Here is a 19515-nt window from a genome sequence, read left to right on the forward strand (position 1 = left end):
CTTCTGCATTATCACTTATCTAGCGTTATTTATGTGATATAATTACTGTACTTTATTTAACTTACTTAATAAGGAGAATTGAAATGAACAACTTACCTTATTTTTTAGATACTTGTCCTGATTATATAAAAAATGAATTTACAAACATTAATTTCAATACTTTTGATAAAATTCTTATACAAAATCAAGTTGCAAAGGACGTATATATAATAAAAAAAGGGAAAGTCAAAGTCTATTCACTAACACCTACAGGGGTTAAATATTTAGAAAGAACTTATTGTGAAAATGAAGTATTTGGCGAATTAGAAATATTCGCTGATAAACCTATATTAAATTATGTGGAAGCACTTGAACCTTGTGAAGCAATTAAAATTTCTAAACACTCCTTTTGGGAATGGATCAAACATGATAGTGATTTTTCTTTATATGTACATGTTCAACTGTCTAAAAAAATGTATCATACTTCTCTTAATAACAAAGCAAACGTTGCTTACAACTTAAAATATAGACTACTTTTCTTCTTGTGGAAGTTCTTAACTGATCATAATTTAGATAATATCCATAAAGATATATTAGTAGAAGGCGTTGGTTCAAATATTAGAAGTGTTAATCGAATTATTAAAGAGTTAGTAGATGATAATCTTGTTAAGTATGATAAAGGATTTGTCAAAGTAAAGGACATAAATAAGCTAGTTGATATAATTCTCTCCACTAATTATGCTAATAACTTATTAGGTATTTCTAATAAAAATTCCGGAGGAAAATTATGATTAATAGAAAATTGTTAATAGAAAAAGCCTTTGAAGCTCAAAAATTTTGTTATACACCATATTCAAATTTCAATGTAGGTGCAGCTTTACTTTGTGATGATGGTGAAATTTATCAAGGATGCAATATAGAAAATGCTGCATATACCCCAACAAACTGCGCTGAAAGAACAGCTTTCTTTAAAGCAATTTCTGAAGGTAAAAAAGATTTCACCGCTATTGCAGTAGTAGGAAATAAAAAAGGTATACAACAAGGTGAAGGAGATTTCTGTGCCCCTTGTGCTGTATGTAGGCAAGTTATGGCTGAATTTTGTGACTTAAAAACTTTTAAAGTAATTATCGCAAAAAGTACAGCAGAATATTTAGAGTATACATTAGAAGAACTTTTACCTTTAGCATTTACAGGTAAAAACTTAGATTAAAATAAAAATCCACGATATTTCTATCGTGGATTCTTTGTTATAGCCTTCAATTTTGATACGTAATATGTAATTTATCTAAGTATTCAAATCTCTTGATTTCTTTAGCATCTAAATCTTCTTTATTCATATCTACAGCACTTATTCCATTATTATTATATGTTGAATAATAATAGATACCTTTTTGTTGACACATACATGAAGTATATAATGTTATATCATCTAAATCATCAGCTTTAACAGCTCCCCTTGGCATCGCCACATTATTTAGCATATGGAAAAATTGACTTATCCCAGTGTTTAAATCTTCTGTTTCTGAAAGCGTTGATTTTAAATATGCTATTCTTACAAATCTATCTACTCCTGAACATCCTCCTGGTAATCCATTAGTTCCTAGCCCCACTCCTAATGGTCTTAATTCTTTCTCTCCCCATTTTACAGGTTCCGGCTGAATAGGGGTAGTCTTCATATATTCATTTAAATTAGTTAAATGCCAATCAAATGTTGGAGAATTAGTCATAACTCCAATAGGATTTTCATGAATCTTCAAACTTTCTTTTGTCTTTTCTATAACTATAGATTTTCCATTTGCATCTGCAACTATCCAATGAAGAGTTGGAAGCGGTGTTTTTTCATTAATTGGAACTGCAACTAATTCTATATTTCCAATTTCTTTTAAAACATCATCTACGGTTTCAAAATTTGATAATATCCATATAATTAAATCATATGGAGCTAAATTATTTTTACCTGGTACCTCTTTATCTTCTAAGTAAGAATATCCTGGAAAATTAAGGCCTGCACACCCTAATCCTTTTTCATTCATTGCATCTGCAAAGGCTGGATAATCATCTATAACACTTGCCATACCTATTATTGCATATTTAGTTTTTTTCATATTACTAGTAACTCTATCTCTATATTCATAATTTCTAGGTACTAAAGTAACAGCTTGATTAAATGAATATGATAAATCCATATTCCTTCCAAACAAATTATAACCATCTTTTGTTTTTAAAGTTAATGCGGTGCACATTTTTGTTTCCTCCTAATAAAACTTATATCTAAATTACATTAACCTAATTTTAATGATTTTATACAAAATTAATAACGTCCCATTTAAATATGAAATAAGAATATTACCATTTATCAACAAGCATCAGAAATCCTGGTATCCAAGCTGTTATGATTCCTTCAAATATAGCTAAATATGGGACAAACTTTCCAAGATTTTTCTTTAAAATTATTTCTATAAATGCTGTAAGCCAAAGTATTCCCCACAATACCCATATAATACTCATTCTCCAATCTAAGTCTTGTGTTAAGCTAAGATATGCACATGGTATAGTATTTATAGCTACAAATAAGCTATACCACCCATAAGGTCTTTTGTCTAGATTAAATATACTGTTTATAGCTACAAATAAATATGTAAAACCAAATAATAATCCTGTACCTACCGCATAGTATTCTCCTTGTATTACAGATACAGTATCAATTATTACTGCTAAAGCACCTGTAAATATATTCATTACAGAAGCTGACTTTTCATCTATATTGCACAACCTGCTTATACCATTATTTATTAGAACTATTCCTACATATAACAATACTATTCCTAACATCTATATTCACAACCTATCTTACTAATATTTACGTATAGATAACTCTCTAGAATTTAAAAATTCCTTTCTTATATAGTTATGACATAACTTTATTGCACTCTCTATATTTTGAGTTAAGTTTCCCAATACTCTTAATACAAAACCATTTACTTCAAGTTCCGATATACCAAAGTAAATTGGTAAATTTAATTTTTTTATTTCATCTCTTAACTGTTCAATTATTTTCACATCAATATTTTCATTTATTACAAGTAATGTTCCAAAATTTTGATATCCTTCAAAAAAACCTAATTTAGTAACATCATCTTCTCTTGGATTTACATATAAGTTATCTAATAGAACTATTTTATTATTTACATACACACTTGTTTTTAATTGTACATTACTATATTGAAATGCTTCACCTTCTTTTGACCATCCAGATGTAATTCCATCACTGTATATCAGTGTTGCACTTTCATCCATATAAATATTATTTACTTGCTTATAAATTGCATCCTTATATAGTATTACACTATCTGTTATATACTCTAAGGTGCTGTTTTTCTCTAAATTTATTATAGTTTCTTGTTCAGTTTTCTCTCCATGTACACATTTATATACTTTTGTAGATGCTTGAGTTGTTATAATTGCTCTTGAATCTTCCTTTAGATTAATGCTGTATTTATATTTTTCACCTTCAACATATCCTCCTCCAAGACCAACTATAAAATAAGTTGAAATTTTTTCACTATCAAGATGAATAGTTGGAGATAATTTTATTAGACCATCAAATCTTTTTTCACTTATAACAGTATTTTCATTCTTTTTCTCTAATACTATTTCAAATTCCCCTGCATACTTGCTGTTACTCATTTTAGTTAATTCCTTCTAATAAACAATTCTTTTTAATCCAAGTAAGAACTTCATTTACACCTTCATCTTTTTTTAAATTAGTAAATATAAAAGTCTTTTCTTTTCTAAATGTTAATGTATCTCTTCTCATAACTTCTAAATCTGCTCCAACATAAGGAGCTAAATCTATCTTGTTAATGATAAACAAATCACTTTTTATCATTCCCTGTCCTGCTTTTCTTGGAATCTTTTCACCTTGTGCTACATCAATAATATAAATAGAGAAATCAACTAAGTCAGGACTAAATGTTGCCGCTAAATTATCTCCACCACTTTCTAAAAAAATAATATCCAAGTCATTAAATCTGCTTTTCATTTCTTCTATAGCAGCAAAATTCATAGATGCATCTTCTCTTATCGCTGTGTGTGGACATCCACCTGTCTCTACTCCAATAACTCTGTCTTCACTTAACACAGAATTCTTCACTAAAAATTTAGCATCTTCCTTTGTATAAATATCATTAGTAATAACTGCACAATTATATTGATCTTTCACTAATCTAGTTATTCTTTCTATTAATAAAGTTTTTCCACTTCCAACAGGACCGCCTACCCCTATTATTACTGGCTTTTTCATAAAACTCATCCTTTCACCATGTAATTAATTTTGATTATTTAGTTTTTAAATTTTAAGACATAAATAATCTAAACTCCAGTACTTCATGATTTATCTGAGCCAATTCAATACCTGGAGTACTTGCACCAAAAAAGCTATAATCTAAATTTTTAATCTTTTCGCATAAAAATTTAAAACTCTCACTACACTTTTTAAGAATTATCTGACCGTCTTTTTGTCCTAGTGGTATAGCCCTAACACCATTTTGAATAAGTGTTGAAATTGTACTATACATATGGAAACTTATAGCTTCCTCTTCAGAAAAATTTAAAGTATACATAAGCAATCCAAATACTATAGCTGGGTGCCCAAAAGCTTGCTTTGTATTAATTTTTTCTTCATATTCTCTTAAAATGTCACTATCATATAAATCAAGAAAAAGCTTAATCATTCTGCTTGCTATAAGCTTTGAACCATTTCTACTTTCTTTAGCTATAGTTTGAACTGTAAGGATTCTATCCAGTTCTAAAATCTTTTCTAGTTTATTTTTATTTAAATATTCATATAACATCCTAATTGCTAATCCATCACTATAAATAAATACATTATTTAAAAACACATCAAGGTATTCTTTTAAACTCTCTGCAGAAGTAATCTTGTTATTTCTAAGATAACTCTCCATACCATATGAATGATTAAAAGAACCTATAGGAAAGTTCGAATCACATATTTGTATAACACGCAATACATTTATGATATTATTTTCATTGTTTTTAGTGTCTGTGTGCAAATTCAACATGTTTAAACGCCTTTTTCAAAGTTATTTTTTTTCTTGAGTAATTAATATTATCTCTTTTTAATTCTTCTTCTACTAACCTATCATATTGGATTATCATTTTATCATCTTCAAATTGTGCTTGAAGATGCCTATTTCCTAAAGCGTGTGCTATTATTCCCATTTCAGTTATAGTTGAGGGTTCAATAACTAAAACATCTTCACTATTAACTTTCACAACTATAAGTTTCTTATCTTTGTTATAAAGAATATCACCGTCTATTAATTTTTCACCATTCTCTAATGTTATTCCGTATTCTCTATTATGGTCTGAAGTTACTCTTAGAATTCTTTTAAGCAGATCTTCACTATTTAAGTATATTGTTTCAACATGATATTCATCTAAATTATCTATTTCATTAATATTTCCTATTACCTTATCAAAAACCATTTTTATTTTCCTCCTAATTTAGGGATATCACATTATAATAAATGAAATTTTCTGGGCAAAACCTTTTTTTAAATTCACAGTTTACAATTCATAATCTATGTGACAACCCCAAACATAAACTATTTTTAAACTAAAATAAGAAGTATCTTTGTGCTAATGGTAATTCTTTTGCTGGCTTGCAAGTTATTAACTCTCCATCTACAGTAACGTCATAAGTTTCTGGATCAACACCAAGTTCTGGAGTTGCATTATTTAATTTCATATCTTTCTTTGTTAAATTTCTTATTCCCCCTACTGGTAATACTAACTTTTGCAATCCTAATTCTTCTTTTATACCATGTTCGTAGGCATATTTAGAAACAAAAGTTGCAGAAGTTGCATATTTTGCTTTTCCATATGCGCCAAAACAATCTCTAAAAAATTCTGGTTGACATGTTGGAATAGATGCATTAGCTTCTCCTATTATTGATTTATTTACCATACCGCCTTTGATTACTAGATGTGGTTTTACACCAAAGAATTCTGTATCCCAAAGCACTAAATCAGCCATTTTCCCTACTTCTATAGAACCTACGTATTTTGATATTCCTTGTGCTAATGCTGGATTTATAGTATATTTTGCAATATATCTTCTCACTCTATTGTTATCATTTTCTTCAGAATCACCTTCCAATACTCCCCTTTGTCTTTTCATCTTACTTGCAGTCTGCCATGTTCTTGTAATAACTTCTCCTATTCTTCCCATAGCCATTGAATCAGAACTCATAATACTAAATACACCCATATCTTGTAGTATATCTTCTGCTGCAATTGTTTGATGTCTTATTCTAGAATCTGCAAATGCAATATCTTCTGGAACTTTAGGGTCTAAGTGATGACATACCATAAGCATATCTAAATGTTCTGCAATTGTATTTATAGTAAAAGGTTTAGTTGGATTAGTTGATGCTGGTATTACATTAAGTTTAGAAGCTACTTTTAACAAATCTGGTGCATGACCACCCCCCGCTCCTTCAGTATGATATGTATGAATTGTTCTCCCTGCAAATGCTTCAATTGTATGTTCTACAAATCCACCTTCATTTAATGTATCAGTATGTACTGCAACTTGAATATCATATTTATCTGCTGTTTTTAGCGAATAATCTATTGCAGATCTTGTTGCTCCCCAATCTTCATGAACTTTAAGACCACAAGCACCTGCTTCAACTTGCTCTGCTGTAACCTTTATATTTGCTCCACTACCTTTTCCTAAGAAACCAAGGTTTATAGGAAATGCTTCTGCAGATTGTAACATACGATGAATAGACCATTTTCCAGGTGTTGAAGTAACAGCATTAGTCCCATCAACAGGACCTGTTCCTCCCCCTATAAGTGTTGTTATTCCTCCTTCTAATGCAGCATTAACAAGGTCTGGACTTATATAATGTACATGAGTATCTATACCACCTGCAGTTATTATCCTTCCTTCTCCAGCTAATGCTTCTGTGCTTGGTCCTACTATAAAATCCACATCATCCATGGTATAAGGATTACCACCCTTACCTATAGCTAAAATCTTTCCATCACGAATGCCAATATCAGCTTTATATATTCCTGTGTAATCTATAACAGTAGCTCCTGTAATAATAAGGTCTGCAACCATAGGATTTTCTCTGCTTTCAATTGCATTTTGACCCATTCCATCTCTTAAAACTTTACCGCCTCCAAATTTACATTCATCACCATATCCTGTATAGTCTTTTTCAATTTCAATAATTAAATCTGTGTCACCTAGCCTTATTTTATCTCCTTTAGTTGGCCCAAATAATTCTACATAACGGTGTTTATCTATTTCAAAACTCATTATTCTTTGCATCCCCTTCCATCTAAATATCCATCAACTAAGTTACGTAACCCGTAAACTCTTCTAACTCCGCCAATATCTATTAAGTTTATTTCTTTTTTATCTCCTGGTTCAAATCTAACTGCAGTCCCTGATGGAATATCCAATCTCTTTCCATAAGCTTTTTTTCTATCAAATTTTAAAAAATCATTTACTTCATAGAAATGATAATGAGATCCTATTTGTATAGGTCTATCCCCAATGTTCACTACCTCAATCTTTATTGCCTCTTTTCCTTTGTTATATTCTATAGTTCCTTCTTTTATAATTAATTCTCCAGGTATCAATTATATCTATCTCCTTTCCTAACGTATTGGATCATGTACTGTAACTAATTTAGTACCATCTGGAAATGTTGCTTCCACTTGAACTACATGAATCATTTCAGGTATACCTTCCATTACATCGCTCTTGTTTAAAATTTTTGTACCATAATCCATTAAATCTTCTACTTCTCTTCCTTCTCTAGCTCCTTCTAAGAGCTCATCAGTGATTAAAGCTACAGATTCAGGATAATTTAGCTTTAATCCCTTATCTTTTCTTCTCCTTGCAACATCTGCTGCAACAACAATCATAAGTTTTTCTCTTTCTCTATCTGTTAAATGCAATTGATTTTCCTCCTTTTTCATATTCCTTTTTATCAAGTATTATCTATTATTTGTAGTTTCCTAATTAAGATACATAATTTTAGAAATATTATTAAAAATAAAAAACGTTAAATATATTTACGCAAGATTTCACTTGTTAAATATATTTAACGTCGCTTTTTTATTGTATCTATTTTTCTAATTTCAAATATAGCTGCACTAATATCCCCAATCTTATTTATCCTTAAATTTTTCTTCTATTTCATTTACATTATCATTAACAACATATAATTTTTTTCCTCTTATAGAGAGATGCGTTATTAAAACTATTATTCCTATTGTAATAACAATTCCAATAATTCCGGCTATTGATTTTCCTATAATTTCTTCAGTTACAGATAGATTATCAACATTGAATCCATAGTCTAACAAAAATGCAGTTTTATTTTGTACTTCTACTATTTTTTCATGAATGTAATCATTAGCCGTTAATTCTTCGCTTCCTGAAGTTTTTAATATAGACCATTCCAGACCATCTGGATGTGATGAGGCTAAAAGTGAAATTCCTCCGCCAATAACTAATGCAGATGCTAGAATAATCGAAATTACTTTTTTCTTAGTGATGTTATAGCTTTTTGTTATAGCTGCCTTTTCCAAAATATCTGGTCTATTTTGATATAAAAAGTTAAGTAGTAATCCTGTTACTATTCCTTCTACTATGCCAATAGCTAAATGTATAGATTGCATAAAAATAAGAAATGTTGTAAATGGAAGTTTAGTTACCCCTGACGTTAATGTTTCTAATACAACTGAAAATGCACCACATTGTAACCCAATAACAGAACCTAAAATTGATGCTACCATAATTCTTTTCTTTGAATAATTTTTACTAATTACATTTTTATAAATAAGCTTATATCCTATAAAACAGCTAAAAAAGCCCATGTTTATAATATTGCATCCTAATGCCAAAAGACCTCCATCACCAAAAAACAAACATTGGACTATTAGTATGGATACAAGTGATAAAAATCCAGCTTCCGGGCCTAAGATTGCTGCAAGTAGAATTCCACCTGCAATATGTCCACTGGAGCCAGTACCAGGTATCGAAAAGTTAACCATTTGAGCTGCAAATACAAAAGCTCCTACAACCCCCATTAACGGTATTTTATTTTGAATATCTTCTTCATTCCTTATTTTATTAACTGAATTAGCCGTAACTCCAGCCGCTGCAATGAGCATTGTGCAACCAACCATCGGAGTTACTAGTGCATCGGCCATATGCATTTTATTCCCCCTGAATATTATTATTTATAAAGTATACCTATTCATTTTTACTATGCTATATAACCTATATAACCTAAATCATCAGCTTTAACAATTCCCCTTGGCATATAGAAAAATTAACTTTTGGAGATTTTAGTATCTAGGAACTTAATTTTTGACACTTACGAAGTATACAAAAAGAATTAAACTGTTAATCATTCCAAGAGGAACGATATACAGAAGGTGTACTCTGGTATTGTTTTATAAAGGCCCTTGTAAAGTAAGAAGCATTGAAAAAACCACAGAGTGTTGCAATATTTATGATAGACTTGTCAGTACTTCGTAACAATCCGGCTGCTTTTTCCAAACGAAAACGAACAAGATATTGAGAAAAGCTTGTACCAGTTAAATCTTTAAAGAGCTTCATAAAATGGCTTTTACTATATCCGCAAAATGCAGAAACTTCAGAAATCTGAACTTTTTCGGAATAGTAATCATTAATATACTGTACCGCTTGGCGAAGAAATTCATTAGTTTTATGGTTAGAATCAGATTTCTTATCAATAGTCACTGCAATACTATTTAATATATCTATGATGGCATATAGATGGGATTTAACTAGTAGAAGACTTATTTTTTTCCCTTCATCAATCAATGGAAGAATATGAGGAGATAGTTGCTCAGAAAGAGGACTGTCTCTTTTTATAATAGAAGGAACTACAACAGATCCTTTTGCAAAAGGAGCCATATATTGCTGATAGATGAAATTATCTTCTCGTTCTGATTCAATTATAGAAAACTTAAAGAGTATGTTAAAATATTCAAATGGTTCTGTAATGGATTCTATTGAATGAACCTGATCCGGCAATATGATTACAAAATCCTCAGAAGTAATCACATAACTTTCTCCGCTTATCAAAATACACCCACTCCCTGAAACACAGTAAATGATCTCCAACTCATCATGATAATGAAGGGGATATGAAGGTAGATAGTCAGGGATACTGCCACGATAGACAGTATAAGGAATGTTAGTTGTTCCATGTGTTTTTACTTCCAAACCATCAGGAAGAATCAATGGCTCATTGGTTGAACTCAATAATCGTGGTGTGTTCATAGAAATTACCTCCAAATTCGTAGGATTGTGTTAATATTATAATATTATAGTAGTAGAAGTGCACCTATAATAAGATTATAATTCAAATATAGAAATACCAACAATAGTAATTATATATTTCACAAGAATGGGGGAGTTGTTATGGAGAATACAATATCAGAAAGTTCCTTTTCAAAAAGTATTATAAGAATTGCATTACCAATTACATTACAAAGCATGATTAGGTCTTCTTTTAGCATTATTGATCAGGTTATGATTGGTCAGCTTGGCAGTGAAAGTATTGCAGGAATTGGTCTAGGAGGTAAATTTGCATCTATTTATAGTGTTGTTCTTGGCGCAATTACAGCAACTGCAGCTATTATGATTTCTCAATACATGGGACAGAAAAATGTAAAAAATGTACGAAGAAGTTTTCATGTGAATCTATTGGTTGCTCTTTTCATTACAGTTTTATTTACATTTGCCTCACTTTTATTTACAGAACAGATTTTTTCCTTTTACACAAAGGATTCTGTGACTAAAGAATTAGGTAAATCCTATTTACAAATCTATGCGTGGTCATTTTTACCAATAGCATTATCCGGTATGGCAGAAGCAATGCTATGTTGTATGGAGATGGCAGTATTCCCATTGGTAGCTAGCGTTTCATCTTTGTTTGTTAATACAGCGCTTAACTATATTTTGATTTTTGGAAAATTTGGATTACCTGAACTGGGCGTTAAAGGAGCAGCAATAGGAAGTGTTGTAGCACAGATCATTTCATGTCTGCTAACTTTAGTATTTTTGTTATGGCAGTTAAGAAAGAAAAAGATGAATTTGTCTTTTGATATTAGATTTAATGGAAACGAATACATTTCATATATAAAAATTCTTACTCCACTTCTTATATGCGAATTTATGTGGAGCCTTGGAGAAAATGTATATTCCGCTATTTATGGAAATATAAGCACTAATGATTGTGCAGCTATGACAATGACTTCACCAATACAAGGTTTGATGATAGGTGCATTATGTGGATTATCACAAGCTGCCGGAATCATGGTAGGTAAATCTCTCGGTAATCAAAATTATGAAAAAGCATATAATGATTCAAAAAAATTGATGAAGTATGGTTTGATTGTATCTATTGCATTATCAATCCTGTTAATCCTATTAGGCAAAGTCTATACTGGAATCTATAATGTGGCTGCAGCAGTGAAGCAGACTGCATATGCATTGCTAGTAGTATTTGCAATCGTATCTCCAGTTAAGGTGCAGAATATGATTTTGGGTGGAGGTATTATAAAAAGTGGAGGAAAAACAAACTACATCATGTGGATTGATATAATTGGAACCTGGGGATTTGGTGTGCCACTTGGATTATTATCTGCATTTGTACTAAAGCTACCAATTATTTATGTGTATTTTATATTATCATTAGAAGAATGTGTACGTCTAGCAATTTCTTTGATATTATTCAAAAGGAAAAGTTGGATGCAGAAGATATAGCAAGTAATGGAGCACTTTCTTCAATGGAATTAATTAGTGTAAATGATAAGGAACATCAAGTATTTAAACTTCTAAGGAATAAAAATGAAAGATTCCTTATATAAAACCATATACAATCACAATAACTGGTGATTGATTTTCTTTAAATAATTACAAAATAATAACCCTCGACAATACAAATTATCATTGTCGAGGGTTTTATAGTAAAATCAAAACGTGATCTTTTAAAAAGCCACCATAAAAATTATTTTTTACTTACCATTTCTTTTAAATATCTTAATTAAGCTTCCCAATAATAATGATACAATTAATCCAATACCTACATATATTAAAGTCTTACTGGATTCTTTATCTTCACTTGTATCATTTTCTTTAAATGAATTTTCAGTACTATTTTTTTCAGAATAAGTTGTAGATTCTTTTACTTCTGCAGTCTCTGATTCATTTGATATATCTTTTTCTTCATCTACATTTATATCACTTGAAATATTAGCACTTTCATCAACAGTATTATTATTAGTATCAACTTTATTTTCTTTGTTAACCACTGTATTAACTATTGTATTTTTTACTTCACTATTTACAACAGTATTAGATACTTTATCTAATATATCATCATTAGGCATATTAGTACTATTGCTATCTGGCTTTGATATCTCCGGCGTAGTTACAGGAGCACTTACTATTGCAATATTGACTTCAACATCACAAGTAATACCATCTCTACGTAATAACCTTATAGTAATATCATGTCTTCCTGAAGTAGTTGGTACTTCTCCTATGATTTGTATACCTATGTATAATAAATCATCATCTAGTACAATACTATTTAAAATCATTGATTCAATATCAGTTGAATTTTTATCATAAACAAAAGTACTTTGAGAAAGACTTATTTCAGGTTTTTTCATTGTACCTTTATAGATAATTGTTGGTTTCATTTCTTTGATAACTTCTTCCGTTACAACTGGGTCTCCCACCGGATTACCTTTCTCAGTTTTTTGAACTGTCGTTACTTTCTTTATTCCTTCTTCTCCTAACTCTGTTCTAGTTTCTCCTACATACAGATTTGGATCTTCTTTTTCTATAACTTTTATTGGAATCTTAACATTATCATCTACTGTTACAATTTCACCTTCTATTTTTTTAGTACCTTTATAAATTACTGTTGGCTTCATTTCTTGTATTATTTCTGTTGTAACATTTGGCTGTCCTACTACAATACCATCTTCTGTTCTCCATACTTTAGTAACTCTTTCAACTCCATCAGTTCCTTTTTCAATACGAGTTTCATCTTCCCATAATGTATCATCAGTTTTATTAATAATAGTTGACGGTATTATATTTTCAGTTACTTCTTTCTTCTCTCCAATAACTATATCTTTATAAATAGATGTTTTAAAATCATCTGTACTCTTTAAATAATACTGTAATATTTCATTTTTTAAAGTACTTACGGCATTTACGCCTTGATTTATATTGATATTATATTGTTTATTTTTTTTCATAGTGTCTAAATCTGTTTTAACGGCTTTATCCATCTTTTCTTGCAACTCTTGATAATCAGCAAAAACATCTGTTTGTTTAAGTTTTGATAATTTACTTATTCTAATAGCAAACATATCCTTTTTAAATGCTGCTAAATCACCATTATACTTAGCATCTAAAATTGCCTTTAAAGCCTCTTCATCATTAGGATACTGATCAGAAATATAAGCTACCATACCATCACTATAACCATACTGTGCTAATAATTCATAAGCATTTCTTTTAAAAGTTATATCTCCAACTGCACCTGAATTATTCTGCATAGCTGCATAAATTGGATTGAATAAAGGTACTACATAATATCCGTTATCCTCTGCTGTTCCTGTTGTTAATATTCCTTGGAATGCAAGTCTTCCTGATACTATATTTTTATCAATTAAATCATCAATGGTTTTTAAACTTTCCGCTGTTTCTTTACTTATACTTTGGAAAGTATCATTAACTATACCAGGCTTTTTAGCATCTGGTGTTAGTGATATTTGATTATATAGTACAGTCTTATCTTCAGCTGTTTGTTTTAGTGAACTTTGGGCTTCTACATAATCTAATGTATAGATAACATCCATTAATCCTTGCATATATTGCTGCATATCATCTTCTGTATTAAATCTTTCTGGTGATTTATTTTGTATTCTTTCATCACCTAATTCATAAGATAGATTTAAGTTAAAGATTGGTTCTCTTATTAAAGAACCTCCATTATTATTTATACTTTCAAATAAACCTCTAGCAAAAGCTTCTGCTCCTTTGCCTGATCTTCTGCCATAACCATTTAACAAAACCTTATTATCTAAAAGATGTGTTAACTCATGAGTATAAGTTTCTTGTCCTCTATCAGTTAATGATTTAGATAAAAACAGATTAATACAATCATCTGTTCCCGCTTGTCCATCTGCAAACATATATGTTGTATAGAAACCTAAAGGTGTAATAAACTCACGAACACCAGTTAATGCTGTACTTCCTGTTTCTTCTGACCATAAAGTTTCCATATTACTAGCTTTTCCATAGTCTAATAAGCTATCAATTACAATTATGTTTTTCTCCTCCAGAAGCTTATTATTAACCTTACTGATTCTATACCAAAAATCTATAAAAGCTTGCTGTTTCTTAGCTGTTTTCTCTAAATCATCTCTTAAATCGTCCATTGTTATATTATCTTTGTTATCAAAATATGTATCCACCAAGCCATAAGTAACAGTACTCATAGTACTAATTGCATAAATACTCTTATCACTAACTGATAGTAATGGAATAAGATGTGACTTTAATCTCTCATCCCTTGACATCTTATTATATATTGAAGTTTCTCCATATTTATTGTCCCCTTCAACTATCCATGCTTTACTTGTTTTCTTAAACCAATCGGCAGCTGATTTTTCTGATGTATATTTCTCTACAGCTTTCTCAATAAAATCTAATATATTATCTTCACCAGTAATAGGTGCAATTTGATTAGTATACGTTCTTATATTGTTTTTAAGTTCTAAATCTGAATAAGTTAAGTTTCCTATACCTATTACATTATCTAAAGCATTATATCTCGGACCTTTAAGACCTGCATTATACAAAATTAAATCTTTTGCACTTTCATTTCCAAAAGTAAAACTATACTGTTTTTCTAAATAAGTTAATGCTAATAATATATTAGTTTTATATCTAAGAATATACTTTGCTTCAGCATATGTTGAGTTAGTAATTATTTTCTTTAAGTCTGTTCTTAAATTAGCTTTCACCTTGTTAAAACTTGATTCTAAATCAAGTCTAGTCATATACAAAGTTTTTATTGCTTCTTTTATTTCTTCTGGTTTTGGATCTCTACCCAATTCATTTTTTAACTTATTAGTAACGTTATTTATATCCTCAAATCTTTCATAAGCATTTAAGCTATCATATAAATCTTCATACTTAATATCATTTAAAGCATCAAAAACTTCATTTATTATTTTATCTGCTTCCTCTGAAGTAATCAGTGAATCTATGCTCGCTGTGCCTATCTTTAAAGGATCGCCATCTGTATTTCTTTCATTAGATACTTCCTTCGAACTCTGAACTAAAGATGCTGCTGATACTACTACTGGTGAAATTAATGACACTGAAAGCGCCACTGATACTAACCCCACTGTAGATTTTCTAAGAGCATATTTTATAACTCGCTTTTCATTCTTCTTCTTTTGTAATAGTTCTTTCATTTCATTATTCCTTTCTTTATATAGCTTTAAGTATTTCCTTCTAGTAATTAAAATATTGGAATAAAAAAGTGTGCTTATATTAGCCTAAGCATACCTAATTAGTTATTATTATTTTTCGTTATTTTATAAAACCACTTTATATTTTTGTAAAATTAAGCAGTATAAAATATAATTTCTAATGATAATGTAAAAGCCTTGAGTGAATAATCTTACTCAAGGCTAAAAGATTTATTTATAATTGTAATATTGCTTATTGCAAATATATCATTTATAGTAGCTTTTCCCATATCAGTTTTCTTTTAAAACAAAGTTATTTTTATTATTCTTGCCTCTAATTGCAACTATTCTTACCATCCTATTTCTTTGTTTATCACTAGTTCACCAACATTTTTTAATATAATATCTGCATGTCCCTTAAAATCTTCTATAGTACTAACACCACTTAATACTCCAATAGATAAAGCCCCACTATTCTTTGCAAATATCATATCATTATATGTATCTCCAACTACAGCAATCTCACTATATTTTAAATTAAATTTACTACAAAACGCTTCTATTAAATCTATGGCAGGCTTTGGTTTATACATTCCATCATCTGCACCTATAAAATCAAAATACTTATTCACATTCAATCTTTTCAAACAATATTTTGCTGATAATAAAGTATCTGTTGTAGCTAATCCTATGTAAATATTTTTTCCCTTTAAGTACTCAAACAATTTATGTAAATCATATAATTCAACTATATTTACATCATCTTTATTAACCTCATTATCAAATAAACGTGAAATATCAGCTCCTATTTTTTCAGCATTTAATTTATATCCATGCTTACATAATTCTTTATAAATATCATTACCTATTTCACTATATGACTTATATGCTAATGCTCCTCTAGGATCTACCTTAGAATTTTTTACACCTATAGATTCTAAAACTACATTAACCATCTTTTCATCATTTATATTGTTATTTTCTAAAAACTTTGAAATAGCTCTCTCTGCTGCACCTAACCAAAGAGAAAAAAAATCAATTAATGTTCCATCCTTATCAAATAAAATCCCCTTAATTTTCATTTAACTTCTCCATTTCATCTAACATTTCGCCATAAGTTATCTTATTAGGTTCTTTTCTTCCATAATATATTGGATTAATATATCCTAAGAAATTATCCTCCTCATCTCTTATTTCTAATCTAATCCATGTGTATTCTTCATTTTCTATCTCGTGTATATAATCTATAAAAAATTCATTTTCTTTTAATTTATGATTAATTAATGTTTTCTCTCCATTGATAACTATATAAATTTTAATATTTATATTTTCTTCTGGAATTATTTTGCACTTATAATGTATTTCTTTATTTAAACATATATTTATCCTATCCCCTGGCATATATGTTTTACTTCCAACTTTTATTTCAGTTTCTAACTTTAATCCTCTAGTAACATATACATTTCCTGATCTTACTGAATCTAATATATTGTTAGCTGTTAACTTATTACAAAATACATATGTTGATGGATCACCTGGTATTGATGGCTTATCAGCCCCATCATACCTTTCATCTATTAAGTTATGAGAATCACTGCCCCCCACTCCATAAATCTTATGACCATTATTCCATAATAAGTCTATAAATTTTATAGCCATATCATTAGCGACCTTTGCATCCATATACGTAGGATCATTTATTATCTCTAATGTATTAATATATCTTAAATCAATATTTCTATATTTCCATCTCCACACACTTAAAAATGGATGATTTATACTGTTTATATAATTATTTTTATAATTATTCTCCAGCAAATCATTTATCTCTTTTTCAAGAAATTCGTTATTATCAACATTTTCAGCTATGTCTAATATACTATTAGGAATTTCATTAATACCAAAAATATTTAAATGTCCATAACTAGTTGTTATCTCAATACCTGGAATGGCTAAAACTTCTGTTTTAGGCCATCCAGTATGAATTAAGTTGTGCTCAGTTGGTACATAAAAATCTAATTTCATATTCCTAGCCTTTTTCATTGCGTCTTTAACTGTTTCTTTACCATCTGATAATACAGTATGAGTATGAAAATCCCCCTTATACCATCTTTCCTTATCATTTATAACTTTATTCCAATTATAATTGTTATATGTAATTTTCCCTTTTTCCAATTTGTAGTTGGTCCATGATTCTTCTCCTATAGTTTGAGATACTTTTTTATCACATTTATCAGATACATATATACTAAAATTAAATGTCTTTCCATCTAATAGTTGAACTAAGTATTCCTTGAAAATATAAACTATTAACTTCCATTCACCCTTTACAATTGGTCCTGCATATCCACCAATACTAGTTGTATTGCTAGAACTACTTATTAATAATGTCTTTTCACCATAACCTAATTGCTTTTGCATTCTTATTACACCATTAGAATCTATTGCAACAACATAAATCATTAATGAAAACTTTTCTTCAATATCAATATCAATATATAAATTATCAATATCCTTCTTCACACAAAAACTATTTTCTATTTTATTATCACAATTTTCATTTATAGTATAAATGTATTCATATTTCATATGAACCTCCTAAGAGAAATTATTTTTTCAATACTTCATCTAATGCCTTTTGTGCTGTTTCTTGTGCCTCATCTAATGCTTCCTTAGCTGATATTCCCTCTATTTCAACTTTATCAGCCGCTATAGTTAATGCATCTATAACTTTTCCACCAGTTGGGTCCTCAGGTAAAATAGATCCATGAGATGCTTGTTGTAATGGCACTAAAGCTTGTGGATTTTCCTCACAATACTTAGAAAAGTCTTCTATGTCTTTAGTAGAATTTCTTACAGCAACATATCCTGTTTCTTTTGACCACTTACCTTGATTTTCAGCTTTAGTAAAGAACTTCATAAATTCATATACACCTTGTTTAACGTCATCATCATCATTTTTTAACATTACTAATTGTAAAGCTTCTGCTGTTGGTGCTGAAGGATTATCTCCCCAACCTGGTTGCTCCATCGCTGCTACCTTTGTGAAATCTAAATCTGCTTGGTCTCCTGATGATCCAGTATATCCACCAGCTACATTATTAAGTACATCATCAATAGTCTTATACCAATATTCCCATCCTTGTCCACCATAATGTATAGTCATTATTTTATCGTCATGAATCCACTTTCTAAAACTTTCCCATACTTCTACCCATTCATCTGTATTAATAGTAACTTTAGTTCCATCTTCACTAAAAATGCTAGCACCATTACTAAATGCAGCATCTATCAAGTTATCTACACCATACATTGGTTCCCAACCATAGAAAGTAGTTTTATCACCTTCTTTTACAGTAATCTTTTTAGCTGCATCAGCTAAGTCTTGCCATGTTTTTATATCTTCTGCCTTAATACCTGCCTTTTCAAAAGCTTCAATATTATAATATAAAACTTGTGTAGTACCATAAGCTGGTATTGCAAATATATTTCCTTCTTCATCTATTCCTTGATTAAAAAATACTTCCACATAATCATCTTTATCAAAGTTTTCGTCTATATCTATAAATTCATTTAAATCTTCTACTAAATCCTTTGATGCTAAATTTCTAGATTTATCAACATCTAATAATGCTATATCTGGCCCTTTTTTCCCTGCTATTCCCGCTTGTAATTTTTGATATGTTTCAGTGTAATCTGCTTGAGTTACAGTATTAATATGATATTTATTTTGAGACTCATTAAAATCTTCAACTATATCAGATAAAACTCTTACTGCTGTTTTTCCTCCTGAATACCAGAAATCAATTTCTACCTTATCACTACTATTTTTATTATTTGTACCACACCCTGTAAATACTGATAATACTGATACACCTACTAGTAAACTTGCTATTATTTTTTTCATCTTCATTATTTATATCCCCCTCTGTTAAATCGCTAAAAATA

At 29.6% G+C, this 19515-nt stretch carries 18 protein-coding genes; 3 read left to right on the forward strand and 15 right to left on the reverse strand.

The genetic code is table 11. The annotated features are described in order from the left end of the window. Window positions 1–83: 83 nt before the first annotated feature. Both CM240_RS08720 and CM240_RS08725 read left to right on the forward strand, forming a co-directional pair. Window positions 84–770, forward strand: a complete 687-nt coding sequence (locus CM240_RS08720; RefSeq protein ID WP_044038436.1) for a Crp/Fnr family transcriptional regulator — start codon at window positions 84–86, stop codon at window positions 768–770. Then, entirely contained in the window at window positions 767–1189 is a 423-nt protein-coding gene (locus CM240_RS08725; RefSeq protein WP_044038438.1) for a cytidine deaminase, read from the forward strand. Before CM240_RS08720 ends, CM240_RS08725 begins: the two co-directional genes overlap by 4 nt. 46 nt (window positions 1190–1235) lie before the next feature. Here the strand turns inward: CM240_RS08725 and bsh are convergent, their stop codons facing one another. From bsh to CM240_RS08780, 11 genes are all read right to left on the reverse strand, one after another. Continuing rightward, the gene (bsh, locus tag CM240_RS08730; RefSeq protein ID WP_044038440.1) at window positions 1236–2222 is read right to left on the reverse strand and encodes a choloylglycine hydrolase; all 987 of its coding nucleotides are present in this window, start codon (window positions 2220–2222) and stop codon (window positions 1236–1238) included. Window positions 2223–2325: 103 nt separating this feature from the next. Further along, on the reverse strand, window positions 2326–2811 hold the full coding sequence (locus CM240_RS08735; protein ID WP_044038442.1) for an AmiS/UreI family transporter: 486 nt from the start codon (window positions 2809–2811) through the stop codon (window positions 2326–2328). Window positions 2812–2832: 21 nt separating this feature from the next. Next, on the reverse strand, window positions 2833–3666 hold the full coding sequence (locus CM240_RS08740; RefSeq protein WP_044038452.1) for an urease accessory protein UreD: 834 nt from the start codon (window positions 3664–3666) through the stop codon (window positions 2833–2835). A 1-nt stretch (window position 3667) separates the two neighbouring features. Continuing rightward, entirely contained in the window at window positions 3668–4291 is a 624-nt protein-coding gene (ureG, locus tag CM240_RS08745) for an urease accessory protein UreG (protein ID WP_341349769.1), read from the reverse strand. Between the two features lie 43 nt (window positions 4292–4334). Continuing rightward, the gene (locus CM240_RS08750; RefSeq protein ID WP_051483773.1) at window positions 4335–5060 is read right to left on the reverse strand and encodes an urease accessory protein UreF; all 726 of its coding nucleotides are present in this window, start codon (window positions 5058–5060) and stop codon (window positions 4335–4337) included. Then, entirely contained in the window at window positions 5035–5487 is a 453-nt protein-coding gene (locus tag CM240_RS08755) for an urease accessory protein UreE (protein ID WP_044038457.1), read from the reverse strand. The genes CM240_RS08750 and CM240_RS08755 overlap by 26 nt, the downstream gene beginning before the upstream one ends. A gap of 130 nt (window positions 5488–5617) precedes the next feature. Continuing rightward, window positions 5618–7333 carry an urease subunit alpha gene (ureC, locus tag CM240_RS08760; RefSeq protein WP_044038459.1) on the reverse strand — a complete coding sequence of 572 codons (1716 nt, stop codon included), beginning with the start codon at window positions 7331–7333 and terminating at the stop codon, window positions 5618–5620. Then, on the reverse strand, window positions 7333–7659 hold the full coding sequence (ureB, locus tag CM240_RS08765; RefSeq protein WP_044038461.1) for an urease subunit beta: 327 nt from the start codon (window positions 7657–7659) through the stop codon (window positions 7333–7335). Before ureB ends, ureC begins: the two co-directional genes overlap by 1 nt. 18 nt (window positions 7660–7677) lie before the next feature. Next, window positions 7678–7980: an urease subunit gamma gene (locus tag CM240_RS08770; RefSeq protein ID WP_044038463.1), complete on the reverse strand. Its 303-nt coding sequence runs from the start codon at window positions 7978–7980 to the stop codon at window positions 7678–7680. A 213-nt stretch (window positions 7981–8193) separates the two neighbouring features. Next, on the reverse strand, window positions 8194–9246 hold the full coding sequence (locus tag CM240_RS08775) for an energy-coupling factor ABC transporter permease (protein WP_051483774.1): 1053 nt from the start codon (window positions 9244–9246) through the stop codon (window positions 8194–8196). 190 nt (window positions 9247–9436) lie between these two features. Next, window positions 9437–10342 (reverse strand): AraC family transcriptional regulator, encoded by a 906-nt coding sequence (locus CM240_RS08780; RefSeq protein WP_044038465.1) that lies wholly within the window; start codon window positions 10340–10342, stop codon window positions 9437–9439. A gap of 141 nt (window positions 10343–10483) precedes the next feature. Between CM240_RS08780 and CM240_RS08785 the strand changes: the two genes are divergently transcribed. Further along, a complete protein-coding gene (locus CM240_RS08785) occupies window positions 10484–11830 on the forward strand; it encodes an MATE family efflux transporter (RefSeq protein WP_044038467.1) in 1347 nt (448 codons plus the stop codon). A 251-nt stretch (window positions 11831–12081) separates the two neighbouring features. On the opposite strand, the gene CM240_RS08790 is transcribed toward CM240_RS08785, so the two are convergent. From CM240_RS08790 to CM240_RS08805, 4 genes are all read right to left on the reverse strand, one after another. Next, entirely contained in the window at window positions 12082–15570 is a 3489-nt protein-coding gene (locus CM240_RS08790) for a ZmpA/ZmpB/ZmpC family metallo-endopeptidase (RefSeq protein WP_044038469.1), read from the reverse strand. Window positions 15571–15917: 347 nt separating this feature from the next. Next, window positions 15918–16649, reverse strand: a complete 732-nt coding sequence (locus tag CM240_RS08795; protein WP_044038471.1) for an HAD family hydrolase — start codon at window positions 16647–16649, stop codon at window positions 15918–15920. Beyond that, entirely contained in the window at window positions 16639–18156 is a 1518-nt protein-coding gene (locus CM240_RS08800; RefSeq protein WP_044038473.1) for a CehA/McbA family metallohydrolase, read from the reverse strand. Before CM240_RS08800 ends, CM240_RS08795 begins: the two co-directional genes overlap by 11 nt. A gap of 19 nt (window positions 18157–18175) precedes the next feature. Next, the gene (locus CM240_RS08805; protein WP_044038475.1) at window positions 18176–19480 is read right to left on the reverse strand and encodes an ABC transporter substrate-binding protein; all 1305 of its coding nucleotides are present in this window, start codon (window positions 19478–19480) and stop codon (window positions 18176–18178) included. Window positions 19481–19515: the final 35 nt, after the last annotated feature.

This window comes from Clostridium bornimense (assembly GCF_000577895.1).
Taxonomy (GTDB): Bacteria; Bacillota; Clostridia; order Clostridiales; family Clostridiaceae; genus Clostridium_AN; species Clostridium_AN bornimense.